The sequence below is a fragment of the Micromonospora sp. CB01531 genome, assembly GCF_001905095.1.
GTDB lineage: Bacteria > Actinomycetota > Actinomycetes > Mycobacteriales > Micromonosporaceae > Micromonospora.
Genome location: NZ_LWLS01000080.1, coordinates 28076 through 53067, shown reverse-complemented (window position 1 = coordinate 53067; position 24992 = coordinate 28076). Strand labels below are relative to the sequence as shown.

Sequence of the window (24992 nt, the reverse complement as noted above, 5' to 3'; positions counted from 1 at the left end):
TGCCACGAAAACCTGCCGTCGACGAGAACCGCGGACCTGTTGCACGGAATCGCCCCGCCCCTCTACCCTCTCGGTGGGAGCGCTCCCGAGGGTCACTTCCGTCGAACTTTCCGGGCGAGTTCGCGATGGGCACCGTCAACTGTCCCACCCACCAGATCGGACGATCCCGCATGACCTCGATCCCGCGCCCGTCCCGGCGCCACCTCCTCGTGGGCGGCGTCGTCGGCGCGCTCGCCCTGGCCGCGACGGCCGTCCTGCCGTCGACCGACGCCATGGCAGCGACCGGCTGCGCCGTCACGTACACCACCAACTCCTGGCAGGGCGGGTTCACCGCCACCGCCGCCATCCAGAACCTGGGCAACCCGGTGAACGGGTGGACACTCGGCTTCACGTTCCCCAACTCCGGGCAGCGCGTCACCCAGGGCTGGTCGGCGACCTTCCAGCAGAGCGGGAGCGCGGTCACCGCGCAGAGCCTCAGCTACAACGGCGCGCTGGCCACCGGGGCGAGGACCACCATCGGATTCAACGGCAGCTGGACCACCGCGAACCCAGCGCCGACGGCGTTCACCCTCAACGGCACGACCTGCACCGGCGGGACCAGCCCGACCAGCGCGCCACCGACCACCACTCCCCCGCCCACCACGCCCCCGCCGACCACCGGCACCACCCCGGTGGCGATCAACGGGCAACTTCGGGTCTGCGGCGTCAACCTCTGCAACCAGTACGGCAGGCCGATCCAACTGCGCGGCATGAGCACCCACGGCTTGCAGTGGTTCGCCAGGTGCTACCACGACGCCTCCCTCGACGCCCTCGCCGACGACTGGCAGGCCGACCTGCTGCGCATCTCGATGTACGTGCAGGAGCAGGGCTACGAGACGAACCCGACCGGCTTCACCAACCAGGTGAACACGCTGGTGGACAAAGCGACCGCGCGCGGCATGTACGCGCTGATCGACTTCCACACCCTCACGCCCGGCGATCCGATGTACAACCTTGAGCGCGCCAAGACATTCTTCGCCGCGGTCTCGGCGCGAAACGCCAGCAAGAACAACGTGATCTACGAGATCACCAACGAACCGAACGGGGTCAGCTGGTCCACCATCCGGGCCTACGCCAAACAGGTGATCCCGATCATCCGCGCCAACGATCCGGACGCCGTCGTCATCGTCGGCACTCGGGGCTGGTCCTCGCTGGGCGTCTCCGAGGGCGGCAACTCCGACGAGGTCGCCAACAACCCGGTCCGGGCCAGCAACATCATGTACGCCTTCCACTTCTACGCCGCGTCCCACCGGGACAACTACCGGACCGAGGTGCAGCGGGCGGCCGCCCGCATCCCGCTGTTCGTGACCGAGTTCGGCACGGTCACCTACAGCGGTGACGGCGCGGTCGACACGGCCAGCAGCACCGCCTGGCTCGACCTGCTGGATCGGCTGAAGATCAGCTACGCGAACTGGACGTACTCCGACGCGAGCGAGGGCAGCGCGGCGTTCAAGCCGGGCACCTGCAACGGCGGCACGTACGCCGGCACCACGGTGCTCACCGACTCGGGGAACTTCATGCGCAACCGCATCCGTACCCCGGACAACTTCCCGACGTCCTGACCGGGGCGACCGGCGGCGGCCCCGGGCGGGCCGCCGCCGGCTGGGCCGCCAACGGTCGACAGGCCGGCGCGCGCAGAACAGCCGAACCGGCCCCGGCACCAGGCCCAGCTTCGCGGCCCGGCGCAGGGTCGCCCACTGGTGCGGGTTCGCCCGCGCCAGGTCGTTCGGTCAGCCCTGGCGGGCCTTCTGTCGCGGGTCCGCCTTGTTGAGCACGAAGACCTTGCCGCGCCGGCGCACCACGATCGAGTTGACCTTCCGCTTCAGCCCACGGAGAGAGCTACGGACCTTCATTCCGGTTCACCCCGTTCCTGCTGGATTCTCGGCCGTCCTGATCGCGTACCCGACGTCGGCGTGGCCATGCGGGCAGGGGTGGTCGGGAGACGGCCGCCGGACGCCGGGTGGGCACCCGCGGCCGTCCCGCTGTCAGGCGACCGTGCAGGGGATGCCGTCGAGGGTGAAGGAGCTGGGCTTGCCGGTGTTACCGGTGTGGTCGGTTCCGTGCCTGGCCGACGGCCCGTCGGCGGACCTCGGCGAGCATCTCGTCGACCGAGCCGGCCGGGTCGGTCACCGGGAACTGCACCGCCCGCACCACCGACTCCGGGTCGATCAGCAGCGTCAGCCGCTTGAACCGTGGCACCCCACCCGCCCGGAACGTGGGCAGCAGCAGGCCGGCGCCGAGCCGACCGTCCTCGTCGGACAGCAGCGGGTACGGCAGGCGGGCGTGCTCGGCGAAGGCGCGCAGCTGGTCCGGCCGCTGGGTGCTCGCCCCGCGTACCTCGGCGCCGGCGGCCCGGAAGAGCTCGTGCCGGTCGGCGTACGTCCGGGACTCGAGGGTGCACCCGACGGCGCCGGGGATCTCCCCCCAGGCCGGCGGAGGGCCCTGGGTCCCCGGCGCGAACGCACCCGGGAACAGGTAGAGAACGGTCCATCGGGCGGGCACGGCGGGTGGTTCCGCCCCGCCGTCGTGCCGGCGCAACGTCATGTCCGGTATCCGGCGACCCACCAGGCGGTGCACCCGGCGCACCTCGGCGGAGTCGGCGTTCGCCGTGGCGGTGAGCTCGCCGTCACCCATCACGTGCCGGGTCCCCCAGTCCTGCAGCGCGACCAGCACGGGCAGCAGCGCCTCGCCCTTGCCGGTCAACAGGTAGTCGTGGCGCGGCGGGTGGGTCGAGTACGGCCGGCGGAGCAGCACCCCCTGCTCGACCAGGCCGCCTAGCCGTTCGGTGAGCGCCCGCCGACTGACCCCCAGTTCCCGCTGCAACGCGTCGAACCGCGTGGTGCCGCCGGCGATCTCGCGGACGATCAGGAAGGTCCACCAGTCGCCGAGCACGCCGAGCGCCTGCGCGATGCCGCAGTCGGCGTCGCCGAGATCCGCGCGCCTCACACTCCACCTCCCGCTCGACCGGCCGCCTCGACTATAGTCCGTTCCAGATTGGAACTCACTGGCTCGGATCGGGGGTTGACGGCATGTCCGTCGGGCAGGGGGCCGGGGTGTTCTGGCGCTGGTGGGCGGCCGGCACGTCCAGCTCGGTGGGGTCGGCGGTCGGCGCGGTCGCGCTGCCGCTGACCGCGCTCACCGTGCTGGACGCGTCCGCGTTCGAGATGGGGTTGATCGCCGCCGCGAACTACGTCGCCTGGCTGGTGATCGGGCTGCCCGCCGGCGTGATCGTGCAGCGGCTGCCGCTGCGCGGTGCGCAGGTCGGCGCCGATCTGGCCCGGGCGCTCGCGGTCGCCTCCATCCCGCTCGCCTGGTGGTGGGAGCTGCTGACCGTCGCCCAGTTGGTCCTCGTGGCCCTGGTGGTCAGCTTCGCCAACGTGCTCTTCGACGTCGCCAACGCCACGTTCCTGCCGGCCATCGTCTCCCGGGAGCAGTTGCACGCACGCAACAGCCTCACCTCGGCTACCCACGCCGGTACCCAGCTCAGCGGGCCGTCCCTCGGCGGCCTGGCGGTACAGGCGCTCGGCGCGGTGCCGGCCGTGGTGGTCGACGCGGCCAGCTACCTGGTGTCCGCCGCGCTGCTGTGGTCCCTGCCCGCCCGCCGCGGCGACGCCCCGGACCGCTGGCCGCCGGTGCGCGCCATGATCGGCGAGGGCTGGCGGTACGTCACCCGCCACCCGGTCATGGGGCCGACTATGTGGACGGCCACCGCGGTGAACTTCGTGTGCGGAGCCCAGCTGGCGGTCTACCCGCTCTACCTGGTCCGGGAGCTGCACGCCCCGGCCGCCCTGGTCGGCGTGCTGCTCGCGGTCGAGGGGATCGGGTCGCTGGTCGGCGCGACGTTGACGCCGTGGATCACGAGACGGTGGGGCAGCGCCCGATCCCTGGTGGTCGCCTGCCTGCTCGCGGTCGGCGGCGCGTTCCTGGTGCCGGTCGGCGCCGGCTGGCCGGCGTACCTGGCGTTCGCCGCCGGCAACGTGGTCTTCGCCGGCGGCGTGGTGGTGCTCAGCGTGACCACCCGCACCTACCGGCAGACCGCCAGCCCGCCGGACCTGCTCTCCCGGGTGATGGCCACGGTCCGCTTCGTCTCCTGGGGCGCGATCCCCGTCGGCGGGCTCGCCGCCGGCGCGCTGGCCGGTCTCGCCGGAGCGCGCGCCACGCTCCTCGTGTTCGCCGCGGCCACGGCGCTGGCCCCGCTGGCCCTGCTCCTCTCCCCCGTCCGTGGGCTGCGTGACCTCACCGACCTGCGGGTCGACGACCCGGCTGAGCGGACCGTCGCGGCGGTCGGCTGACCCGGCGCAGCGTCGCCGTGGGCGCTGCTGCCACCTCGCTGCCGCGCGGCGGCCAGGACCGGGACGCACCCTTGACACCAAAAGCTAATGGCATTAGCTTTTTGGCTACAGCGAATAGCTAGCTCCGCTGGGACTCCGTGGCGTTCCTCGCCATCCCTGCCCACCCCTCCCCTCAACGAGTCAAGGAGCCCCCGATCAGCCGGATCCGAGTCGGCGCCGCCGCCTTCGCCGCCGCAGCCGTCATGTTCGTCCTCTATCCCGCCCTCCGCCCCTGGCACGACGAGTCCACCGCAGCCGGCGCCCTCGCCGCGATGTCCGCCGGCACCTGGGTGCCCGCGCACACCTTCGCCATGATCGGTTTCATCCTGGTGCCGCTCGGCCTGCTGGCCCTCGCCCAGGCCGTCGCCGGCACCCGGGCCGGCCGCACCGCCGTCACCGCGTTCGTCACCGGTGCGGTCGGCGCCGGCCTGGTGCTGCCCTACTACGGCGCCGAGGCGTTCGGCCTGCACGCGATCGCGACTCAGGCCGCGGCCAACCCGCAGATCGACATACTCGCCATGGCCGACCAGGTACGGTTCGACCCGGTGGCGGGCACCAGCTTCCTGGCGGGCCTGCTGGCGCTCGGTGTCAGCGCCGCCCTCGCCGCGGCAGCGGTCTGGCGCAGCGGCCTGATGTCCAAACTCAGCGGGGTGCCGTTCGCCCTCGGATTCCTGCTCTTCCTGCCACAGTTCTTCGCCGCGGCGGCCATCCGGATCGGGCACGGCGCGCTGGTCGGCGTCGGGCTGCTCTGGCTCGCCACGGCGCTGTGGCGGACGACCTCCACGCGCTGACCGACCGCCCGGGCCGGCCGGTCCCGCCCGCGTGGCCTGGCGGGACCTTCAGTCCGGCAGGACGGCCGCGGCGACCCGGCGGACCCGCTCCAGGTCGGTGAGCACGGCGACATTGTCGAGGTACTGGTCGACAGCGCCGACCGGCGGGCGGGCCCGCAGGTCCGGGTCGGTGACGGCGGCACACAACGCGGCGACGAACCGGTCCGCGTCCAGGACCAGGAAGGGCCGGTGGTGGAACTGCCGGACACTCGGGTCGACCGGGGCGGCCAGGCCGGTGTCGTTGGTCCAGGCCGCGACGGTCTCCAACGCCCGGACCAGTCCGGCCTGCCGCTCCGGCCAGCCGCCCGTCCCGAGGGCGGCGGCCAGCGCGTCCAGCACGGGGGCCGCTGGCGGCAGCGCGGCGAAGACGGTGCCGAGCCACTTCGCGTACGGGGGCCAGCGGCGGTGCAGCAGCAGGCCGAGGCGCATCAGGTCCCGGGCCAGCCCGCCGGTCACCACCCGACTGCCCAGCTCGTCGCCGACCTCGGCACACCGGCCGACCAGATGCTCGGCCTGGCCGATCCGGTGCCAGCCGGCCGCCAACACGTACCGCCACACGTCGTCCGGATACCAGGCCAGCCGGGCGCGAGCAGCGGTCAGCGCCCCGTCGAGCCCATCGTGGAAGACCGCCCCACCGGTCAGCTCGGCCAGCCGCTGAGTGGGCACGGCCAGCCAGTCCGCCACCCCCATCCCGGTGCACGGGTCGCAGCCGAGCCGCCCACGCAGCCACCCGCCCAGCTCGTCGACGCTCACCCCGTGCCGGTCGCCGTCGGCCCGCACCACGCCCAGCCGGACGTCCGGGCCGCCGGCGAACCGGGTCGGCCAGCCGAGGAACTCCGCCGGCAGCTCCGCGTCCAGGAGCGCACGCACCGGCGCGACGTCGGCGGGATCGGCGACGAAGAGCTGCGTACGCGGCCCCCAGTCGTGGTCGGTGGAGCGCGGGGTGTCCAGCCCGAGCAGCTCCGAGCCACCGTCGAGCAGCCCGGCGGCGTACCGGACGGCGGGCAGGCGGCGGGCCAGCAGCGGGGCGAGCACCTCGTCGTGGAAGCGCCGGCAGAGCGTCAGGCCGGGTACGAACGCCATGCCGTCAGTCTGCCGGCCACGCACCGCGCCACCCAGCGGTTATCGGTCCACCGGCCGGTCGAGGTGGATAACCTGGGGAAAGATCCCAGGGAGGCGCTGCGGTGTCGGAGACCGGTCGGGGGGCCGTACGGCGTCGCCGGCTGTTGTGGGCCGGCATCCTCGCCGTGGTCGGGCTGGCGCTGCTCCTGGTCGGCCTGATCGTCGCCAGCGGGACCCTGGCCCGGGTCGAGGTGGTGCTGGCGGTCCTCCTGCTGGTCGCAAGCTACGCGCTGCAGCGGATGGCCCGCCGGGAAACCCTGTACCGCCGCGACGGCAGCTGACGGCCGGGCGGCACCGATCACCGTCCCCCACCTCGTCACACCGCTGTGCCAGGCTGGTGCCGTGGCACACCGACCCCCGATCCTGCTGATCGACTCCCCCAGCCTCTACTTCCGCGCCTACTTCGGCATCCCCGAGTCCGCCGCGAAGACCGACGACGGCCAGCCGGTCAACGCCGTCCGCGGCTTCCTCGACATGCTGGCCCAGCTGATCCGCACCCGCCGGCCCGACCGGATGGTCTGCGCCCTCGACCACGACTGGCGCCCGGCGTGGCGGGTGGAGCTGCTGCCGTCGTACAAGGCGCACCGGGTCGCGCCGGAGGGCGGCGAGGTGGTCCCGGACACCCTCTCCCCGCAGGTGCCGATGATCCTGGAGGTGCTCGACGCGTTCGGCATCACCGCCGTCGGCGCCACCGGCTACGAGGCCGACGACGTGCTCGGCACCCTGTCGGTGACCCAGCCCGGCCCGGCGGAGGTGGTCTCCGGCGACCGGGACCTGTTCCAGCTCGTCGACGACGCCCGCCAGGTGCGGCTGCTCTACGTCGGGCGGGGCGTGGCCAAGCTGGATGACTGCGACGACGCGGCCGTCCGCGCTCGCTACGGCGTCCCCGCCGACCGGTACGCCGACTTCGCCGCCCTGCGCGGTGACCCGAGCGACGGGCTGCCCGGGGTGCCCGGGGTGGGCGAGAAGACGGCCGCCCGGCTGATCGAGCGGTACGACGGGCTGGACGGCATCCTCGCCGCCCTGGACGACCGGGGCTCCGGCTTCGCCCCCGGGCTGCGGACCAAGCTGGAGGCGGCCCGGGACTACCTGGCCGTCGCGCCGAAGGTGGTGCGGGTCGCCACGGACGTACCGCTGCCGCAGCTGGCCACCGCGCTGCCGACCGCGCCCGCGGACCCGGACCGGCTGCTGGAGCTGGCGCAGCGGTGGAACCTCGCCGGCTCGTGCCGCCGCCTGGTGGACGCCCTCGCCACCGGGGCCTGACCGGCGGCGTCGCTCCCGCCCGCCGCCGGATCCGCCGGGGACGGGAGCGGCCACGCCTGATCAGGCGGCGCCGTGGTAGGCCAGTACCCCCCGCTTGACGGCGGCGATCGCCTGCCGGGCGGTGGCCCGCACCTCGGTGGAGGCGCCGCCGGAGTCGGCGAGCTGGCCCAGCAGGTCGACCACCTGCCGGGCCCAGCGGACGAAGTCGCCGGCGGGCATCTCACCGTCGATCTGGTGCCCGCTGGCGAGGACCTTGGCGAGGGCCTCGCCGCGCGCCCACCGGTAGATCGGCCAGGCGAACCCGAGATCCGGCTCCCGGGTGACGGCGAGGCCACGGGCGGCCTCGTCCGCCTCGATGTCGCTCCACAGCTTCAGCGTCTCGTCGACCGCGTCGGCGATCGGCCCACGCGGCAGCGAGGCCCGCTCGTCCACGTCCCGGCGGGCCTCGAAGACCACCACCGACACGGCGGCGGCCAGCTCGGCCGGGGACAGGCCGTCCCACACCTTCCGGCGCAGGCACTCGGCGACCAGCAGATCGGCCTCGGTCCAAATCCGGCCGAGCATCCGGCCGGCGTCGGTGACCTCGCCGTCGGCGGAAAGGTAGCCCCGCGCGGTCAGCAGCGCCACGATCCGGTCGAAGGTACGGGCCAGCGACCCGGTCCGGCCGGCGACCCGCTGGCGCAGCTCCTCGGTGTCGCGCTCCAGGCGGCGGCTCCGCTCCGCCCAGCGGGCGTGCTCCTCCCGGTCCGGGCAGGCGTGGCAGGGGTGCCGGCGCAGCTCGGCGCGGAGCTGACTGAGCCGGTGGTCCTCGCCGACCGCCTGCTTGGAGCGCCCGCCCCGCCGGCCGCCGTGCCGGTCCAGCCCGGTGCCGCTGACCGCTGCGGCGAGATCCCGCCGCGCCGCCGGGGACCGGTGGTTGAAGTGCTTGGGCACCCGGATCCGGGCGAGCACCTCGGCCGGGGTGGTGAAGTCGCCGGGGGTGACCCGCCCGGCCCAGCGGTCCTGGGTGAGCACCAGCGGGCGCGGCTCGCCGAAGCCGCCGGTGGCCGGGTCGAGCACCACCGCGAGGCCGGCCCGCCGCCCGGACGGCACCCGGATCACATCACCCACCCGCAGCCGCTCCAGCGAGGCGATCGCGGCCGCCTTGCGCTGGGTCTGCCCCTGCCGGGCCAACGCCCGCTCGCGGTCGGCGATGGCCACCCGCAGGGCGAAGTACTCGTCGAAGTCACCGTGGTGGCAGGCCGCCTCCGCGCCGTACGACTCGATCATCTCCGTGTTGCGCTGCACCTGCCGGGCCAGGCCGACCACCGACCGGTCCGCCTGGAACTGCGCGAACGAGGACTCCAGCAGCGCCCGGGCCGGCTCCGCGCCGACGCTGCCGACCAGGTTGACCGCCATGTTGTACGACGGCCGGAAGCTGGACCGCAGCGGGTAGGTGCGGGTGGAGGCGAGGCCGGCGACGTGCCGGGGGTCGGTCTCCGGCGACCAGACCACCACCGCGTGCCCCTCGACGTCGATGCCCCGCCGGCCTGCTCGCCCGGTGAGCTGCGTGTATTCCCCCGGAGTGAGGTCGACGTGCGCCTCGCCGTTGAACTTCACCAGGCGTTCCAGCACCACGCACCGGGCCGGCATGTTGATGCCCAGCGCCAGGGTCTCGGTGGCGAAGACCGCCTTGACCAGGCCGCGGACGAACAGCTCCTCGACGACCTCCTTGAACGCGGGCAGCATGCCGGCGTGGTGGGCGGCGAGCCCGCGCTCCAGCCCGTCGAGCCACTCCCAGTAGCCGAGGACGGAGAGGTCCTCGCCGGGAATGGCGGTGACCCGCGACTCGACCAGCCGGCGGATCTCCGCCCGCTCCTCGGGGGTGGTGAGCCGTAGCCCGGCCGCGAGGCACTGCTGCACGGCGGCGTCGCACCCGGCCCGGCTGAAGATGAACAGGATCGCCGGGAGCAGCCCCTCCCGGTCGAGCCGGTCGACGATGTCGGGACGCATCGGGCCGCGCCAGCGGGGGCCGCGCCGGCCGAAGCCGGGGCCGGCGCTGCGCCCCTCCCCCAGCTCGAGGCGGCGCATCGTGTCCCGGGTGTAGCGCAGCAGCTCCGGGTGCACATCGTGCTTGCGGGCGGCGTCGGCGTCGTGGAACAGGTCGAACATCCGCTTGCCGACCAGCATGTGCTGCCAGAGCGGCACCGGCCGGTGCTCGCTGACCACCACCGCGGTCTCGCCCCGCACGGTGACCAGCCAGTCGGCGAACTCCTCGGCGTTGGAGACGGTCGCCGACAGGGAGACCAGGGTGACCGAGGCGGGCAGGTGGATGATCACCTCTTCCCACACCCCGCCGCGGAACCGGTCGGCGAGATAGTGCACCTCGTCCATCACCACGTAGGCCAGGCCCTCCAGCGTGGCCGAGCCGGCGTAGAGCATGTTGCGCAGCACCTCGGTGGTCATCACCACCACGGGCGCGTCGCCGTTGATCGCGTTGTCGCCGGTGAGCAGGCCGACCTGCTCGGCGCCGTAGCGGTCCACCAGGTCGTGGTACTTCTGGTTGGACAGCGCCTTGATCGGGGTGGTGTAGAAGCACTTGCGCCGCATGGGCGGCCCGCCGCCGTCGGCCGCCGTCGGGCCGCCCCGCAGCGCCAGGTGTACGGCGAACTCGCCGACCACCGTCTTGCCGGCGCCGGTCGGCGCGCAGACCAGCACCCCGCTGCCCCGCTCCAGCGCCTCGCACGCCTCGCGCTGAAAGTCGTCGAGGCCGAACCCCAGCTCTTGGGCGAATTCGTGCAGGGCCGGGAAGGCGGAAGCCTGCGCGGCCCGGCGGCGCGCCGCGGCGTACCGCTCGGCGGGGCTCGACATGCCTTCAAGATTAATCGGTACGGCCGACGACCACCGGCCAAGGCCGTCCGGCAGGGCGGTCGGTGCGGGTCGGTAGGGTGCACGACGTGCCGGACCATGCCGAATCCCCCCAAGCCTCGAGCGGCGCCGACGACGCCGTCCGCCCGAGCACGTCCCGCCGGCCCGTGGAGGCGGTGCTCTTCGACTTCCACGGCACGCTCGCGCAGGTGGAGGAGCCGCGCGAGTGGGTGCGGGCCGCCGCGGCGGCGTGCGGGGTGGAGCTGGATCGGGTCCGGGCCACCGCGCTGGCCGACCGGCTGCTGACCGCCGGCCGGGCCGGCGGCCCGCTGCCGGCCCGGGTACCACCCCGGCTCGCCGAGCTGTGGGCCGACCGTGATCTCTACCCGCACGCCCACCGGGGCGCGTACACCGGGCTCGCGGAGACGGTCGACGCCGGCATCGAGGGGTTCGCCGACGCGCTCTACGAGCGGGTGCTGATCCCGGACGGCTGGGTGCCGTACCCGGACACCGAGGCGGTGCTGACCACGCTGCGGGCCGCCGGGGTGAAGGTGGCGGTGGTCAGCAACATCGGGTTCGACCTCCGGCCGCTCTTCGCCGCCTGGAAGCTGGACGGCCTGATCGACGCGTTCGCCCTGTCGTACGAGGTGGGGCGTTGCAAGCCGGACCCGGGGATCTTCTGGCGGGCGTGCGGGATGCTCGGCGTCGACCCCGAGCGGGCGCTGATGGTGGGCGACACCCCCGCTGACGCGGGGGCCGTGCAGGCCGGCTGCGCCGTGCTGGTGCTGCCCTGCGCCGACGCCGGCAGTCCCAACGGGCTCGGCGCGGTACTCGACCTGGCCCTGCGTCCCGACGCATGATCCACCCCAGCTCGGGGACACGGGAGGGTCGGCGATGCCCGGGCAACGCCGGCCCGTCGACTCGGTGAGCAGCGGCCGCCGAGGGCACCCCCGGCGGCCCGGTCAGCGAAGCAGCCGCACCGCCTCCGGCACCGCGCTGATCCGCACCGGCAGGTCGAACGCCCGTTCCCCGTCCGCGTACGTGGTGATGCCGGCCGCGTCCAGCTCCACCGTGCGGGCCCGGTAGCTGCGCACGAGTGGGTGCGCGACGTGCGTGCCCTGGTAGATGCGGGGCTTGACCCGGACCAGGGTGCGCCGGTCGAACCGGCCGCCCACCACCACGTCCAGCAGCCCGTCGGTCGGATCGGCATCCGGGCAGATCCGCATGCCGCCGCCGTAGCTGGCGCAGTTGCCGACCGCGACGAGCACCCCGTCCAGCTCGTGCTCCTCGCCGTCGAGGCGCAGCCGGTAGCGGCGCGGCCGCAGCCGGGCCAGCTCGACCAGGATCGCCAGGTCGTACCGGCGGGGCCCGCGGGGCCAGCGCATCCGGTTGGCCCGCTCGTTGACGATGGCGTCGAAGCCGGCCGCCAGCACCGCCCCGTACCAGCGGATGCCGCCCTCGGCGCCGGTCAGCCGGGCCAGGTCGACGGGGTGGGTCCGGCCGTCCCGCAACGCGTCGACGATCACCTCGACGGCCGCGACCGGGTCGGCGGGGAAGCCGGTGTCGGCGGCGAAGTCGTTGCCCGTGCCGGCGGGGACCGGGCCGAACGGCACCGCCGTACCGGCGACGGCCTGCAACGCCCGGTGGACCGTGCCGTCCCCGCCGACCGCCACCAGCGCGGCGGCGCCGTCGGCGACCGCGGCGCGGCAGGCCGCCTCGGCCTCCTCCGGGGTGGCCGCCTCCAACAGCCGGACCGGCCGGCCGGCGCCTGCCAGCCGATCCACCAGCCGGGGCAGCAGGCCACGGTGCCGCCCCCGGCCGGCGGTCGGGTTGGCGAGTACGGCGACGGGGCCGGGCGGAACAAGATCGTGCGCGGTCACGGCGAGCACCGTACGGCACGACCCACCCCGCTCACCAGGGGCGACACCCGTTCTCACCGCCCGGCCACGCCCGGGAGCCACGGCGAAGCCAGGTGCGGGTAAGCGGGTCGGCGGACCCCCAAGGCGGCCGGGCAGTCAGGCCCGAGGGCGGGCCAACCCGATGCCGATCACATCGATCCGACCCCACCGTCCGGGCACGTCGAGCAGCTCCACCCGGCCGAACCGCGGTGGCACCGACGGCGACATCAGCAGATGCTCCCCGGACGGCTCCAGCCCGAGCAGGGCGCGCAACAGCAGGAAGACGGCACCGGTCGCCATCGCCTGCGGACTGTTCGCCGTCGGATAGCGCACCGGGTAGCGGGTCAGCTCGCGGGGATAACCGGCGAACGCCTCCGGCAACCGGCCCTGGAAGTACCGGGACGCGTCGACCAGGGCCTCGGCGATCCGGCCGGCCTCCCCGACGAGCCCGTACCGCCGCAGCCCCCAGGCGATCAGCGCGTTGTCGAACGGCCACACGGCGCCGACGTGGTAGCCGAGCGGGTTGTACCGCGCCTGCCCCTCGGCGAGGGTTCGCACACCCCAGCCGGAGAAGAGCCGCGGGCCGAGCAGATGCTGGGCGACCTCCCCCGCCCGCTCCGGCGGCACGATCCCGCTCCACAGCAGGTGGCCCATGTTGGACGCCAACGCGTCGACCTGCCGGCCGTCGCCATCCAGGGCGAGCGCGTAGTAACCCCGATCGGCGATCCAGAAGTCCCGGTCGAAGCGCTCCCGCAGGGCGGCCGCCTCCCGCTCCAGCTGCTCGGCGTACACCGGGTCACCCCAGAACTCCCGGGCCATCCGGGCCCCCCGCAGCTTCGCGTCGTACGCGTACCCCTGCAGCTCACAGAGTGCCACGGGCGGCGCGGCCAGCCGCCCGTCGGCGTGGCAGATCGCCTCCGGGGAGTCCTTCCAGCCCTGGTTCTCCAGCCCGGCCTGCTCGTTGCGCCGCAGGTACCGGATGTAGCCGTCGCCGAGGAGGTCGCCGTACTCGTCGATCCAGTGCAGCGCCGCGCGGGCCTCGTGCTCGTACTCCCGCACCAGGTCCGCGTCGCCGGTCCACTTCTCGCACTCGTCGAGCAGGATCACGTAGAGCGGCGTGGTGTCAGCGCTGCCGAAGTACGGGGAGTCCGGCCGCTCCTCGAAGGCCGCCAGCTCGCTGTAGCGAAACTCGCGCAGGATCTTGCCCGGCTCCTCGTCGCGGAAGTCGTCCAGCACCGAGCCCTGGTCGATGCCGAGCATCCGCAGCGTCGCGGTGGCCAGCTCCGGAGCCACCGGCAGGGCCTCGAAGCTGGTCAGGATGGCGTCCCGCCCGGTGATGGTGGCGACCCACGGCAGGCCGGCGGCGGGCATCGCCTCGTCCGGCAGGGTCAGCGGCGAATACCGCAGCGACGCCAGGTCCACCATGCTGCGCCGATAGGTGTTGGTCAGCGCGTCCCAGTCGCAGCAGAGCTGGGGCGCCCGGTCCACCCACGCCGCCAGGTCCTGGTGCCGCTCGGCGGCGCTGCGCCGGGGTCGCCGATCCAACTGCTCCCGGACGTCCCGGCCGTCGGGGCGCGGCACCAACGACCGCACCCGCAGGGTGGTCGTCCAGCCCTGCTTGGGAGCTACCCGAACCGCGTACGTCAGCCCGCGCTCGTCGATCCGCGCCGGCTCGCTGCTCGAGACCACCGTCTCGCGTTGAAACCGTTCCCGCCGGTAGCCGAGGCGCAGGCGGCGTTCCTCGATCCGCTGGTAGAACCGCCCCGGCGGGGTGCGCTCCTGATCGATGGCGCGAATCGGCGCGAAGTCGTTCGCCACGTCCAGCCGTACGGTGAAGTCCACCGGCACCCGGTCGTGGTTGAGCACGGTCAGCCGCTCCTCGAACACGCCACCGGTGATGGAGCGTTCCCGGATCACCGATGACTTGGCGTCCACGTAGTGGGTCGGGGCGCCCGGCACGAGGAAGAAGCGCAGCGTGACGTGGTCCCGTTCGGCGAGGGAGAGCGGGTGCAGGCGGTCGCCGTCCAGGGTGAGTCGCCACAGCGACAGGAACCGGGTGTCGAAGTCGAAGAAGCCGCTGGGGTTGCTGGGCGTCGCCTCGATGTCGCCGTTGTCCTCGCTGAGCACGAAGATGTTGCCGTCCATCACGCGGACCAGGTTCGACGTCATCCGCGCTCCCCACGTCCGCCCGCCACGGCCCGGGGGTGGCGTCCCCCGGCCGGCGCGGGGAAGAGGCGCTCCAGCAGGATCACGAAATGGAACCGTCCTTCGGCGGTGATGTCGTTGCGCAGCCACGCCGGGAGGGGCTTCGCCTCGCCGCGGGTCATCCGAACGAAGAAGCCCCGGTCGGTGCGGAAGACCGTGTCGGCGTCGCGCCGCTCACGGCACACCGTGACCCGGCCGTCGGCGATGGTCAGATGCCAGATGTCGACGCCATCGGGCCCGTCCAGCTCGAACCGGATCGTGCCGGTGGTGCGGCGGTGCAGCCGTTCCGGAGGCCGACGGGCGAGCTGCGCGAAGTACGCCTCGATCGGATCGGACACCACACGCCTCCCAGGAGAGGGCCGTCGCACCGGGCGGCCCGGCGGGTGGCGCGCCGTCGGCGGCGGCGACGGACGCGACCGAGGCCTGCTCCGGCGCCGCCTCAGACTATCGCCGAGGTCCGGCCCGGACGCCCGGATCGCCGGAACTGCGGGGCGGTGCCGCCGGCGTGGTGCGGGCGGGCAGGATGGCGGGATGCGCATCGTGTCCCTGCTGCCCGCCGCCACCGAGATCGGCTACGCGCTCGGCCTCGGGGACGAACTGGTCGGGGTCACCTTCGAGTGCGCGGTACCGGCCGCGTACCGGGCCGGCACGACGGTGGTGGTGGGCGGCCGGGACACCCGCGGCATGAGCCCCGGCGAGATCGACACGTACGTGCGGGCGCAGCTCGCCGCCGGAGCGAACCTCTACACCCTGCACGCGGGTGCCCTGGCCGAGCTTGACCCCGACCTGATCCTCACCCAGGACCTGTGCCGGGTCTGCGCGCTGCCCTCCGGGCGGGTGGCGGACGCCGTGGCCCACCTGGGCTGCCGGGCGGAGGTGCTGTCGCTCGACCCGTACACGCTGCCGGACGTGCTGGGCACGATGCTGGCCGTCGGCGCGGCGGCCCGGGTGCCGGACCGGGCGGAGGCGCTGGTGGACGGCCTGCGCGCGCGGCTCGCGGCGGTCGACGCGGCGGTGGCCGGCCGGCCCCGGCGGCGGGTGGCGGTGGTGGAGTGGGTGGATCCGCCGTTCGGCGGCGGGCACTGGATCCCGGACCTGGTCCGGGTGGCCGGCGGGGAACCGGTGGCCGCCCACCCGGGCGCCCGGTCGACGCCGACCACCTGGCCGGCGCTCCAGGCGGCCCGCCCGGAGGTGGTGCTGGTCGCGCCGTGCGGCTTCCACCTGGACGGGGCGGTCGCGCAGGCCGCGACGGTGGTCCGGCACTTTCCCGGCGCGGAGGTCTGGGCGCTCGACGCGGACGGGCTGATCGTGCGGGCCGGCCCGCGCCTGGTCGACGGCGCCGAGGCGATCGCCGCGATCCTGCACCCGGACGCCGTGCCGGCGCCACCGGAAGGGGCCGTCCGGCGGGTGGCCTGACGCCGCCCGCTACGCGGATCGGCCTGATGGGCGGCCGTCGCGGCCGAGCGGGGCAAGCCGGCGCCAGCGGGGCAGTTCGGTGACTACGGTGGCCAGAGCCAGTGCGGCCACCGCCACGGCGACCGGCCGCGGCCAGGCGAACCACGCCGAGACCGCGGCGGCGGCCAGTTGCAGCACCACCAGCGCGATGGTGACCACCCCGGGCACCGGCACGATCGCGTTCTTCTTGTCCCCCGGGGTGGCCAGGACGGTGGGCAGGCCGATCAGCACCAGCACCGAGGCGACCGCCAGTGCCGCCGAGTGTGGGGCGAGCGCCCACGGCGTGGCGACCCAGGCGACCAGTTCGATCAGGAAACGCAGTGCCGAGGCGAGGTCGGGGCGGCGCGGCGGGCGGTCGTCGATCACGGCGGCCAGTATCCGCCCACCCGGGCCGCCCCGGATACCCGGTTGCCGTCGGCGGCGCGGGCGGGCAGGGTGACCAGGATGTCGTCGCCGACCCGGGAGAGGCGCGAGGTGGACCTGCGACACAGCCTGACGGACGCCGCCGGCCTGGACGCCGAGACGGTGGTGCTGGTCGAGGGCGACAGCGACCGCTGCGCGATCGAGGCGGTGGCCCGCCGGCACGGCCAACTGCTGGGCGGGGTGGCGGTGGTGCCGATGGGCGGGGTGACGAACGTCCGGCACTTCGTCGAACTGTTCCGCGGACGCCGGCTGGCCGGCCTCTACGACGCGGCCGAGGAAGGGTACGTCCGGCGCGCCCTGGTGGACTGCGGGCTCGGCGCGGGCTCCCCGGCGGCGCTGGCGGACCTCGGCTTCCACGCCTGTCACGCCGACCTGGAGGACGAGCTGATCCGGGCGCTCGGCACCGGGGCGGTCGAACAACTCGTCGAGGCCGTGGGCGACCTACGCTCGTTCCGCCTGTTCCAGCGGCAGCCCGCCCAGCAGGATCGCCCGCTCACCCGCCAGCTCCACCGCTTCATCGGCACCCGGTCCGGCCGCAAGAGCCACTACGCGACCCTGCTCTCCGGCGCCCTCGACCCGGCCCGGACCCCGCCGCCGCTGGACCGCCTGCTCGCCCGGCTCTGAACCGACGACCCCGAGACGCGGAACGCCGTCCCCGGCCGTGGACGGCGTTCCGGTATACCTACGGCAAGCGATCCGGTCAGGTCATGTCGTCGTACCGGCGCTCGATCGGCGCCGGCGCGTCGATCGGTTCGGGCGTCCCGATCGGGGCGGAGGCCTCGACGCGCGTTCCGGCCTCGATCGGTTCGGTGGACAGGTCCAGCGGCGACACCTCGTCATCGGCGACGCCCGCGTACGTCTCCCGGCCCCGGCCACGCCGCTTGTCGTTGAGGAAGGCCACGCCGACCGCGACGAAGTAGAGCAGGGAGAGCGCGGCCGCCAGCAGCGTCATGCCGAACGGGCCCGGGTCGGGGGTGGCGATCGCGGCGAACGCGAACGACACGAAGATCACCACGCGCCACCAGCTCAGCAGCCGCCGGGCGCTGGCCACCCCGGTGAAGTTGAGCATTAGCAGGATCAGTGGGAACTCGAACGCCACCCCGAACAGGAGGATCATGTTCGTGACGAACGCGATGTACGCGGTGACCTCGAACTGGTTGGACAGCCCGCCCACCCCGGAGTCCATCAGGAACCCGAGGCCCTTGTCGACCACGAAGTAGGCCAGCACGGCACCGGCGGCGAACAGCGGCGCGGCGATCGACACGAAGACGTACGCCCACTTGCGTTCGTTCCGATGCAGACCCGGGGCGATGAAGGCCCAGAGCTGGTAGAGCCAGACCGGCCCGCCGATGATCAGGCCGAGCCAGAGCGCCAGCTTCAGCTTCATGAGGAAGGAGGTCGTCGGCGCCAGGGCCAACAGGTCCTGGCACTGTCCCAGTGCGTTCGTCGTGCCGGGCAGCCGGCAGTACGGCCGCTTCAGCAACTGGAAGACCGGTTCCGCCAGCCAGAAGCCGACGATCAGACCGCCGACGATCCCCAACGACGCCCGGAACAGCCGGTTCCGCAGCTCACGGATGTGCTCCATGAGCGTCATGGAGCCGTCGGAGGCCCGGTCGAAGTTGCTCGGGCCGCGCTTCTTCAACGCGAAGGCCACGGTGGAGGGCCCTCCGGTCAGTTGTCGCGGACGCGCTGCACCGGGTCGACCGGCTGCTGCGGCTGCGGCGCGTACTGCTGCTGCGGGGGCTGCTGCGGCGCGTACTGCTGCTGGGCCGGGTTCGGCGGGAGCGGCTGGTAGCCGGCCTGCGCGTCGGCCTTCTCGGCCAGGTCGCGGTCATCGTCGTGCAGGCTCTTGGTCTCCGCCTTGATGATCCGCAGCGAGCGGCCCAGCGAACGGGCCGCGTCGGGGAGCCGCTTCGCGCCGAACAGCAGGATCAGCACGACCACGAGTACGGCGATGTGCCACGGCTTGAGGGCACCCATGGGAAGCTCCAGTCGTTCAAATGTCGGTCAGGGGTGGGTCGCAGCCCATCGTACGTGGGTCGGAGGGCCTTGCCACCCTGACGGGCCTGCCGGTGCGGACCCGGTCGGTGAAGTCTCGACCAACCCGAAGTGTCCCGTCAACCACCTGCGGCGGCGTGATCGTGCGCGGAACCGCCCGGGTCCGCGCAGTTAGTGCCCGCCGGACCGACCGGCGTCGATCACTTTCCGCGCCTGGCCTTGATCAACGCCAGCCGTTCCTGGGTGACGGTCAGCCGCTCCTGGAGGCCTTCGGCGCGGCTCTGGAGTTCCTCGGCGACCGACCGCATCGCCTCCGCCTCGGCCTGGCGGCGCTGCAGGGCCACCGCCGCCCGGCGCAGCCGGGGCAGCCGCGCCAGCACCGGCCGGACCGCCAGGGCCAGCACGAGGAGCGGGAACAGCACGACCCCGAGCACGATCCACGTCACCACGGCGGTCAGCCTACTGGGTTCGGCCGGCCACCGCCGGATTGGCGCGATCCACCGGCCTCGCGTACGCGTCGAGCGCGGCGGCCGCCTGGGCGCGGACCTGCTCGGCCAGCTCAGCCGGGGCGACCACGGTGACGTCGGGGCCGAGCCCGAGCACGAACCGCCGCGCCCAGCCCAGGTCGGTGACCCGCAGCGACACCAGCCACTGCTCACCGTCGGCCTCGACCCGCTCGCACGGGTAGTACTCGGTGATCCACCGCTCGCTCCGACCGACCCGCAGGGTGATCAGCGGCAGGTCGGCCGAGGGCCGGAACACCCCGTCGCTGAGGTCGTGCGGGCGGGCCTGCGGCGGCACCACTGCCGCCTCGTCCAGCTCGGTGACCGCGTCGATCCGGTCGGCCCGGAACAGCCGGACCGCGTCGGCGCGGCGGCACCACGCCTCCACGTACGCCCGGCCGCCGACCATCAGCATTCGCAGCGGGTCGATGGTGCGCTCGGTGGTTTCGTCCCGGGCTGCGGTGTAGTAGGTGATCCGCAGCGCCCGGCCCCGCTCCACGGCCGCCCGCAGCTCACGCACCCGGGCGGTGTCGCCGGGCAGCCGCACCTCCACCGGAGCGCCGGCCAGGTCCCCGGCCGCGCTCTCGATCTTGGCAAGGGCCCGCTCCACCGCCTCCCGGTTGGCCACCCCGGGCGTCTCGGCCAGCATCCGCAGCGCCACCACCAGGGCGAGCGCCTCGTCCGGGGTGAGCCGCAGCGGCCGGTCGATGCCGGCGTCGTAGGTGATGGTCACCCGGTCGCCGTCGAACGCCATGTCGATCAGATCGCCCGGGCCGTAACCGGGCAGGCCGCACACCCAGAGCAGCTCCAGGTCCTCGCGGAGCTGCCGCTCGGTCACCCCCAGATCCCCGGCCGCCTCGGCGATTTCGATCCCGGGGCGGGCGAGCAGGTAGGGCACCAGGTTGAGCAGCCGGGCGAGCCGGTCCGCCGAGGCGCGGCCACCGCGGGCCGCCGGGCGGGTCACCGGGCACCCCCGGCCACCGCCAGCTCGTCGTGCCTGGCGGCGATCTCCTTCAACCGCTGGATGACCGCCTCGCGGACCTCCGGCGGCTCCAGCACCCGGGCGTCCGGGCCGTAGCCGACCACCTGGCCGGCCAGGTTGTCCGCGTCGGCGTACGGCAGGACCAGGCGGTCGCCGTCCGGCCCGCAGTTGATCTCCACCGCCCAGCGACGCAGCCCGGCCGCCCGCCCCGGGGCGACCAGCACCGTGGCCCGGCCGGTCCGCTCCACCGGCCCGGACCAGCGGGCCACGTGGCTGATCAGGTCCACCCCCGCGGGCGGCTCATACGCCCCGGGCTGGCCGGTCACCCGGACCGTGCCCACCACGCGGGACAGCCGGAAGCAGCGGGCCGCCTCCCGGTCCAGGTCGTGGCCGACCACATACCACCGGCCGCGCCAGCAGACCACGCCCCACGGCTGCAGTCGGCGGCGGGTCGGGGCGTCCCGGTCCGGCACCCGGTAGTCGAAGTTGACCTCCCGCCGGTCCCGGGCGGCGGCGGTCAGCGGGGCGAACGCCGGGTCGACCGTGACCATCGGCTCCAGGCCCAGGGTGGCCTGCGGGTCCACGTCGATGCCGGCGGCGCGCAGCTTCGCCAGCCCCGACGAGGCGGCGGCCGCCAGGCCGGCGTGCTGCCACAGCCGCGCCGCGATGCCGACGGCGGCGGCCTCGTCCGGTTCGAGCGGAATGTCGGGCAGGGCGTACTCGCGGGGGGCGATCCGGTAGCCGGGCTCGGCGTCGAAGACGCTGGCCGTGCCCGTCTCCAGCGGCACCCCCAGCTCGCGCAGCTCAGCCTTGTCCCGTTCGAACTTGCGCTGGAATGCCTCGTGGTCCTTGGCGTCGTCCGGGTCATGCTCGTAGCCGGGCACGGTCGCGGCGATCTGGGCGGCGGTGAGAAACCGTCGCGTCGACAACAGGCAGATCACCAGGTTGACCAGGCGTTCGGTACGGGTCCGGGACACGTGTGAACGCTAGCAGCCCGCGCGTCCCGGGCGTGCACCCACGCGGGCGCGCCGCACGGAACGCCGCACCCGAGGCGGCGGTGCCCCACCCGTCGCGGGCCGTCCCGCTCGACCGGCGCAGCGCCGGCACCGGCCATATGGTGAGCGCATGGCGGAAGCGGAAGTCAAGCGCGAGAGCGTGGGCACGGTCATCGTGGCCGGCTCGGCTAACCTCGCCATCGCGGTCGCCAAGGCCGTCGCCGGCCTGCTCTCCGGCTCGGCGGCGATGCTCTCCGAGGCCGCCCACTCGGTTGCCGACACCACCACCGAGGTGCTGCTCTACCTGGCGCTGCGTCGCGGGGCCCGGCCCGCCGACACCCGGCATCCGTTCGGCTACGGCAAGGAGAGCTACGTCTGGGCGTTCCTCGCCGCGCTGTTCACCTTCGTGGTGGGCGCCGGCTTCGCCATCACCCACGGCGTCACCACCATCCTCGTGCACCAGCACACCGGCAACTTCCTGGTGTCGTACATCGTGCTGGTGATCTCCTTCGTGGTGGAGTCGGTGTCCCTGACCCGGGCGGTCCGGCAGATCCGTCGCGAGTCCCGCCGCTGGCGGGCCACCCCCCGCCGCTACCTGCGCCTGACCGCCGACACCACCGTCAAGGCCGTCTTCATGGAGGACACCGCCGCCCTCATCGGCCTGCTCATCGCCGGCGTCGGCCTCGGGCTGTCCGAACTCACCGACGACGAACTCTACGACGGGATCGCCTCGATCCTGATCGGCGTGCTCCTGCTGGTCGTCGCCGCCATCCTGGCCCGGAGCAACATCTCGCTGCTGGTGGGCCGGGCCGTGTCGGAGCGCGTACACCGGAAGATCGAGCACGAGCTGGCCTCGCTGCCCACCGTGGACCGGGTCCACACGCTGATGACCATGGTGCTCGGCCCGGACGACATCCTCGTCGCCGCCAAGGTCGACTTCCATAACGACGCCACCGGCGCGGACATCGAGGCCGCCGCCGACGAGGCCGAGCGGCGGCTCACCGAGCACTACCCCGAGATCGGGTACGTCTTCCTCGACCCCACCCGGTCCATGCCCGGCACCGACCGCGGCCGGGCCCGGCGTACCCAGAACGAGGGCGACCAGCCCGTGGACCAGCAGACCGACACCTTCTGACGCGCGCCGGGCCACCCGGACGCGGCCCGGCCCGCCGACGGCCGATAGTTTCCTGGGCATGGTGCGATGGCGGTCCGGCATGGTCACGGCGGTACGGCGGCGGTGGGCCGGCGCGACGGAACTCGACGTCGACCTGCCCGACGGCGGCCAGATGCGTGCCCTGGCCTACCCGGCGCTGGTCGGCGACCCGGAACCCGGCGACCGGGTGCTGCTCAACGCCGGCGCCCTGCTGATGGGCCTCGGCACCGGCGGATACGCCCTGGTCGTGGCCCTGCCCGAGCGGCTCCCCGCCGACCCGCCGCAGGACGCCGACAGCCGCGACGCCGGCCACCTGGTCAAGGCCCGCTACACCCCGCTGCAACCGATCCTGCTCGGCGTCGACGAGGAGGCCTCCCCGCACCACGCGCTGCTGGCCGCCGCGGACAGCCTCGACGGGATGCCGGTGGTCACCGCCGACCTGCACTCGGCTCTGCCGGCGATCCTCGCCGGCGTCCACGCCGACGCTCCGCACGCCCGGGTGGCCTACCTGCTCACCGACGGCGGGGCGCTGCCGGCCTGGTTCTCCCGCACCCTCGCCGGGCTCGCCGACCACCTCGCCGGCACGGTCAGCGTCGGCCAGGCGTTCGGCGGCGACCTGGAGGCCAGCACCCTGCACAGCGGCCTGCTCGCCGCCCGGCACGTGCTGCACGCCGACCTCGCGATCGTCGCCCAGGGGCCGGGCAATCTGGGCACCGGCACCCGCTGGGGCTTCTCCGGGGTGGCCGTCGGCGAGGCGGTCAACGCGGTCGCCACCCTCGGCGGCCGGGCGGTCGGCTCGTTGCGCATCTCCGACGCCGACCCGCGCTCTCGGCACCGCGGCGTCTCCCACCACAGCCTCACCGCGTACGGCCGGGTGGCCCTCGCCGCCGCGGAGCTGGTCGTGCCGGACCGCCTCGACCCGGCCCTGGCCGCCGAGGTGGACCAGGCCCTCGCCCCGCTTGCCGACCGGCACCGGATCGTCACCGTGCCCACCGACGGGCTCGACGCGGCGCTGCGGGCCAGCCCGGTCGGCCTGTCGACCATGGGCCGCGGCCTGGACGCCGACCACGCCTACTTCCTGGCCGCGGCCGCCGCCGGCCGGCACGCGGCCCGCCTGCTCGGCTGAGCCGTCCGGCCGGCGGCGGACCGGCGCTCAGCTCGCGCCGTAGCCGTGGGCGACGATGTGCGCGGCGGACCGCTCGTACGCCGCCGGGTCCTGCGGCGCCCAGGTGCCCAGGCCGTCGACGTACCTGTTGTACATGCAGAACGCCGCGGCGATCAGCACCGCGTCGTGGATCTCCAGGTCGGTGGCGCCCGCCGCGCGGGCCGCTTCGACCAGCTCGGGGGTGACCGCCCGGCCGCTGCGCTGCACCGCCCCGGCAATCCGCAGCAGCGCCCGCAGCTTTTCGCTGACCGGCGCGGTGGTCACGTCCCGGCGCACCTGCTCCACCAGCGGCATCCCGGACGGCAGCTGGGCGGCGGCGAACGCCGAGTGCGACGAGCAGCAGAACGTGCACTCGTTCAGGCCGGACACGTAGGCGGCGATGAGCTCCCGTTCGCCTGCGGTCAGCGTGGGGTGCGGGGCGCGCAGCAGCTGCTCGGCGAGCGTGTTCAGCGGCTTCGCGGTCTCGGGACGGAACCGCATCGGCCCGTTGATGCCCGGGTGGGCCTTCTCGTCCAGGCCAAGATCGATATGTGCCATGCCCTCGCCTCCCACCCGAGCCGGCCGTGGCCGACTGCGAACCCGGTCCATCCGGCAACCTGCCAGCCCCGGGTGGGGACGGCAACTTCCCCCTTGCGCTGTTCCCGGCGCCGACCGGTCCGCCGCGGACCGCCCACCCCGCCGATCAGCAGCGAAGACCGCACGGTCGAAGACGCCCCGCCGGCCCGGCCGCCCCCATCCTGTCCAGGTATCCGACCCCCGGCCGCATCGACCCCGGCCTCCCCGCCCGTCACTGCAGGGGTCCGGCGCGGCCCAAGTAGCGGAATGCGAGGCGTCATGTCCCTGCGACAGCTCCCCGAACGCCAACTCCTCACCCCGGCACCCGGCCCCGGGCGCCGTCTCCGGGTCGCCCTGCTCAGCACGGCAGCCGGCGTCCTGCTCGCCGTCCTGTGGTCGTTCGAGCTGGTCGACAAGGTCATCGGCGACAACGTCGCGAACACCGTGCTCGGCCACGACGCCAAGGCCACCGCGATCACCGGCACCGCCGCCGGGCTGCTCTTCGCGTTCGTCTCCGGCTTCGCCGGCACCTTCACCGCCTGCAACATCGCCATGGCTGCCTCGGTCGGCCCGATGAGCCAGGCGTCCGGCGGCCACGCCAGCGCCGCGCCGCTGCGGTCCCTGCTCCGTCCCGTCGGCTGGCTGGCCCTCGGCATGATCGCGGTCTCCGCCGGCTACGGCGCCATCGGCGTCCTGCTCGGCGACCAGCTCCCCCAACTCTCCACCGACGTGGTCGGCGGGGTCCCGGTCCGCCTCATCCAGTCGTCCGTCGTGTTCGGCGTGATCGGCCTGGCACTGACCTACCTCGGGCTCGCCGCGCTCGGCCTGCTCCCCGACGTCTTCGCCCACCGGCCGGTCGCCCGGGTGGTGACGATGGGCGCGCTGGTCGGCGGCTTCCTCATCGGGCGCCCCTACCCGATGTTCAACAAGCTGTTCCACTGGGCGGCCGACACCGGCAACCCGCTCTACGGGGCACTCGCCTTCACCCTGCAGTCGCTGGGCAACATCCTGCTCGTCACGCTGATCTTCGCGATCGTCGTCGTGGTCAGCCGGGGACGCTTCCTGCGCTGGATGGCCGACCCCCGCCGCGCCGCCGTCGTGACCGGCGCGCTGCTCGTCGCCCTGGGCATCTTCACCGTCGTCTACTGGGACGTGCGGCTGCCCGCCCGCTTCGGCATCGGCTGGTTCCCCACCATGCCATACAACTGACCGGACCCGGGGCGGCACC

At 74.0% G+C, this 24992-nt stretch carries 25 protein-coding genes; 11 read left to right on the top strand and 14 right to left on the bottom strand.

Annotation, left to right across the window (positions count from 1 at the left end; genetic code table 11):
- The first annotated feature begins 170 nt into the window (after positions 1 to 170).
- Positions 171 to 1601, top strand: coding sequence for a cellulase family glycosylhydrolase (locus tag A6A27_RS23360; RefSeq protein WP_073836782.1), 1431 nt, complete (start codon positions 171 to 173; stop codon positions 1599 to 1601).
- Positions 1602 to 1769: 168 nt separating this feature from the next.
- Here the strand turns inward: A6A27_RS23360 and A6A27_RS23355 are convergent, their stop codons facing one another.
- The gene (locus tag A6A27_RS23355; protein ID WP_073836781.1) at positions 1770 to 1892 is read right to left on the bottom strand and encodes a 50S ribosomal protein L36; all 123 of its coding nucleotides are present in this window, start codon (positions 1890 to 1892) and stop codon (positions 1770 to 1772) included.
- Positions 1893 to 2079: 187 nt separating this feature from the next.
- On the bottom strand, positions 2080 to 2985 hold the full coding sequence (locus tag A6A27_RS23350) for a winged helix-turn-helix transcriptional regulator (RefSeq protein WP_073836780.1): 906 nt from the start codon (positions 2983 to 2985) through the stop codon (positions 2080 to 2082).
- An 83-nt stretch (positions 2986 to 3068) separates the two neighbouring features.
- On the opposite strand from A6A27_RS23350, the gene A6A27_RS23345 reads away from it, so the two are divergent.
- Positions 3069 to 4331 (top strand): MFS transporter, encoded by a 1263-nt coding sequence (locus tag A6A27_RS23345; RefSeq protein ID WP_073836779.1) that lies wholly within the window; start codon positions 3069 to 3071, stop codon positions 4329 to 4331.
- Between the two features lie 137 nt (positions 4332 to 4468).
- Positions 4469 to 5161, top strand: coding sequence for a hypothetical protein (locus A6A27_RS23340; RefSeq protein ID WP_083672790.1), 693 nt, complete (start codon positions 4469 to 4471; stop codon positions 5159 to 5161).
- Between the two features lie 48 nt (positions 5162 to 5209).
- Here A6A27_RS23340 and A6A27_RS23335 read toward each other — a convergent pair whose 3' ends face one another.
- Complete coding sequence (locus A6A27_RS23335; RefSeq protein WP_073836778.1) at positions 5210 to 6283, bottom strand: DUF4037 domain-containing protein; 1074 nt, start codon at positions 6281 to 6283, stop codon at positions 5210 to 5212.
- Positions 6284 to 6384: 101 nt separating this feature from the next.
- Between A6A27_RS23335 and A6A27_RS23330 the strand changes: the two genes are divergently transcribed.
- Both A6A27_RS23330 and A6A27_RS23325 read left to right on the top strand, forming a co-directional pair.
- Positions 6385 to 6603, top strand: a complete 219-nt coding sequence (locus tag A6A27_RS23330; protein ID WP_073836777.1) for a hypothetical protein — start codon at positions 6385 to 6387, stop codon at positions 6601 to 6603.
- Between the two features lie 61 nt (positions 6604 to 6664).
- Positions 6665 to 7585 carry a 5'-3' exonuclease gene (locus tag A6A27_RS23325; RefSeq protein WP_073836776.1) on the top strand — a complete coding sequence of 307 codons (921 nt, stop codon included), beginning with the start codon at positions 6665 to 6667 and terminating at the stop codon, positions 7583 to 7585.
- Positions 7586 to 7645: 60 nt separating this feature from the next.
- Here A6A27_RS23325 and A6A27_RS23320 read toward each other — a convergent pair whose 3' ends face one another.
- Positions 7646 to 10435 carry a DEAD/DEAH box helicase gene (locus tag A6A27_RS23320; RefSeq protein ID WP_073836775.1) on the bottom strand — a complete coding sequence of 930 codons (2790 nt, stop codon included), beginning with the start codon at positions 10433 to 10435 and terminating at the stop codon, positions 7646 to 7648.
- A gap of 77 nt (positions 10436 to 10512) precedes the next feature.
- Between A6A27_RS23320 and A6A27_RS23315 the strand changes: the two genes are divergently transcribed.
- Positions 10513 to 11292 (top strand): HAD family hydrolase, encoded by a 780-nt coding sequence (locus A6A27_RS23315; protein WP_443189994.1) that lies wholly within the window; start codon positions 10513 to 10515, stop codon positions 11290 to 11292.
- A gap of 102 nt (positions 11293 to 11394) precedes the next feature.
- Here A6A27_RS23315 and A6A27_RS23310 read toward each other — a convergent pair whose 3' ends face one another.
- The 3 genes from A6A27_RS23310 to A6A27_RS23300 all read right to left on the bottom strand — a co-directional run bounded on the left by A6A27_RS23310 (position 11395) and on the right by A6A27_RS23300 (position 14873).
- On the bottom strand, positions 11395 to 12321 hold the full coding sequence (locus A6A27_RS23310) for a diacylglycerol kinase (RefSeq protein WP_073836774.1): 927 nt from the start codon (positions 12319 to 12321) through the stop codon (positions 11395 to 11397).
- Positions 12322 to 12447: 126 nt separating this feature from the next.
- The gene (locus A6A27_RS23305) at positions 12448 to 14499 is read right to left on the bottom strand and encodes an amylo-alpha-1,6-glucosidase (protein ID WP_073836773.1); all 2052 of its coding nucleotides are present in this window, start codon (positions 14497 to 14499) and stop codon (positions 12448 to 12450) included.
- Positions 14496 to 14873 (bottom strand): SCP2 sterol-binding domain-containing protein, encoded by a 378-nt coding sequence (locus A6A27_RS23300; protein WP_158074034.1) that lies wholly within the window; start codon positions 14871 to 14873, stop codon positions 14496 to 14498. The genes A6A27_RS23305 and A6A27_RS23300 overlap by 4 nt, the downstream gene beginning before the upstream one ends.
- A gap of 193 nt (positions 14874 to 15066) precedes the next feature.
- On the opposite strand from A6A27_RS23300, the gene A6A27_RS23295 reads away from it, so the two are divergent.
- Positions 15067 to 15951, top strand: coding sequence for an ABC transporter substrate-binding protein (locus A6A27_RS23295; RefSeq protein ID WP_073836771.1), 885 nt, complete (start codon positions 15067 to 15069; stop codon positions 15949 to 15951).
- A gap of 9 nt (positions 15952 to 15960) precedes the next feature.
- Here A6A27_RS23295 and A6A27_RS23290 read toward each other — a convergent pair whose 3' ends face one another.
- Positions 15961 to 16356, bottom strand: a complete 396-nt coding sequence (locus A6A27_RS23290) for a hypothetical protein (protein ID WP_198940420.1) — start codon at positions 16354 to 16356, stop codon at positions 15961 to 15963.
- 78 nt (positions 16357 to 16434) lie between these two features.
- On the opposite strand from A6A27_RS23290, the gene A6A27_RS23285 reads away from it, so the two are divergent.
- On the top strand, positions 16435 to 17037 hold the full coding sequence (locus A6A27_RS23285) for an ATP-dependent endonuclease (protein ID WP_241825412.1): 603 nt from the start codon (positions 16435 to 16437) through the stop codon (positions 17035 to 17037).
- A 76-nt stretch (positions 17038 to 17113) separates the two neighbouring features.
- Here the strand turns inward: A6A27_RS23285 and tatC are convergent, their stop codons facing one another.
- The 5 genes from tatC to A6A27_RS23260 all read right to left on the bottom strand — a co-directional run bounded on the left by tatC (position 17114) and on the right by A6A27_RS23260 (position 20873).
- Positions 17114 to 18067 (bottom strand): twin-arginine translocase subunit TatC, encoded by a 954-nt coding sequence (gene tatC / locus A6A27_RS23280; protein ID WP_073836769.1) that lies wholly within the window; start codon positions 18065 to 18067, stop codon positions 17114 to 17116.
- A gap of 17 nt (positions 18068 to 18084) precedes the next feature.
- Positions 18085 to 18393, bottom strand: a complete 309-nt coding sequence (gene tatA, locus A6A27_RS23275) for a Sec-independent protein translocase subunit TatA (protein WP_073836768.1) — start codon at positions 18391 to 18393, stop codon at positions 18085 to 18087.
- A gap of 218 nt (positions 18394 to 18611) precedes the next feature.
- Positions 18612 to 18860 carry a hypothetical protein gene (locus A6A27_RS45110; RefSeq protein ID WP_073836767.1) on the bottom strand — a complete coding sequence of 83 codons (249 nt, stop codon included), beginning with the start codon at positions 18858 to 18860 and terminating at the stop codon, positions 18612 to 18614.
- 10 nt (positions 18861 to 18870) lie between these two features.
- A complete protein-coding gene (locus A6A27_RS23265) occupies positions 18871 to 19878 on the bottom strand; it encodes a helix-turn-helix transcriptional regulator (protein ID WP_073836766.1) in 1008 nt (335 codons plus the stop codon).
- Entirely contained in the window at positions 19875 to 20873 is a 999-nt protein-coding gene (locus A6A27_RS23260; RefSeq protein WP_073836765.1) for a helix-turn-helix transcriptional regulator, read from the bottom strand. Before A6A27_RS23260 ends, A6A27_RS23265 begins: the two co-directional genes overlap by 4 nt.
- 148 nt (positions 20874 to 21021) lie before the next feature.
- Between A6A27_RS23260 and A6A27_RS23255 the strand changes: the two genes are divergently transcribed.
- Together A6A27_RS23255 and A6A27_RS23250 are read left to right on the top strand one after the other, a co-directional pair.
- Positions 21022 to 22026, top strand: coding sequence for a cation diffusion facilitator family transporter (locus A6A27_RS23255; RefSeq protein WP_073836764.1), 1005 nt, complete (start codon positions 21022 to 21024; stop codon positions 22024 to 22026).
- Positions 22027 to 22084: 58 nt separating this feature from the next.
- Positions 22085 to 23170, top strand: coding sequence for a DUF3866 family protein (locus A6A27_RS23250; protein ID WP_073836763.1), 1086 nt, complete (start codon positions 22085 to 22087; stop codon positions 23168 to 23170).
- 27 nt (positions 23171 to 23197) lie between these two features.
- Here A6A27_RS23250 and A6A27_RS23245 read toward each other — a convergent pair whose 3' ends face one another.
- Positions 23198 to 23746: a carboxymuconolactone decarboxylase family protein gene (locus A6A27_RS23245; RefSeq protein WP_073836804.1), complete on the bottom strand. Its 549-nt coding sequence runs from the start codon at positions 23744 to 23746 to the stop codon at positions 23198 to 23200.
- A gap of 297 nt (positions 23747 to 24043) precedes the next feature.
- Here A6A27_RS23245 and A6A27_RS23240 point away from each other — a divergent pair, with 297 nt between their 5' ends.
- On the top strand, positions 24044 to 24973 hold the full coding sequence (locus A6A27_RS23240) for a hypothetical protein (RefSeq protein WP_073836762.1): 930 nt from the start codon (positions 24044 to 24046) through the stop codon (positions 24971 to 24973).
- Positions 24974 to 24992: the final 19 nt, after the last annotated feature.

Bases quoted from the DNA above. Each gene is read 5' to 3' on its own strand.
- A6A27_RS23360 (WP_073836782.1), top strand. From the start codon at position 171: ATGACCTCGATCCCGCGCCCGTCCCGGCGCCACCTCCTCGTGGGCGGC.
- A6A27_RS23355 (WP_073836781.1), bottom strand. From the start codon at position 1,892: ATGAAGGTCCGTAGCTCTCTCCGTGGGCTGAAGCGGAAGGTCAACTCG.
- A6A27_RS23345 (WP_073836779.1), top strand. From the start codon at position 3,069: ATGTCCGTCGGGCAGGGGGCCGGGGTGTTCTGGCGCTGGTGGGCGGCC.
- A6A27_RS23335 (WP_073836778.1), bottom strand. From the start codon at position 6,283: ATGGCGTTCGTACCCGGCCTGACGCTCTGCCGGCGCTTCCACGACGAG.
- A6A27_RS23320 (WP_073836775.1), bottom strand. From the start codon at position 10,435: ATGTCGAGCCCCGCCGAGCGGTACGCCGCGGCGCGCCGCCGGGCCGCG.
- A6A27_RS23305 (WP_073836773.1), bottom strand. From the start codon at position 14,499: ATGACGTCGAACCTGGTCCGCGTGATGGACGGCAACATCTTCGTGCTC.
- A6A27_RS23295 (WP_073836771.1), top strand. From the start codon at position 15,067: ATGCGCATCGTGTCCCTGCTGCCCGCCGCCACCGAGATCGGCTACGCG.
- A6A27_RS23285 (WP_241825412.1), top strand. From the start codon at position 16,435: ATGTCGTCGCCGACCCGGGAGAGGCGCGAGGTGGACCTGCGACACAGC.
- tatA (WP_073836768.1), bottom strand. From the start codon at position 18,393: ATGGGTGCCCTCAAGCCGTGGCACATCGCCGTACTCGTGGTCGTGCTG.
- A6A27_RS23255 (WP_073836764.1), top strand. From the start codon at position 21,022: ATGGCGGAAGCGGAAGTCAAGCGCGAGAGCGTGGGCACGGTCATCGTG.
- A6A27_RS23250 (WP_073836763.1), top strand. From the start codon at position 22,085: ATGGTGCGATGGCGGTCCGGCATGGTCACGGCGGTACGGCGGCGGTGG.
- A6A27_RS23245 (WP_073836804.1), bottom strand. From the start codon at position 23,746: ATGGCACATATCGATCTTGGCCTGGACGAGAAGGCCCACCCGGGCATC.
- A6A27_RS23240 (WP_073836762.1), top strand. From the start codon at position 24,044: ATGTCCCTGCGACAGCTCCCCGAACGCCAACTCCTCACCCCGGCACCC.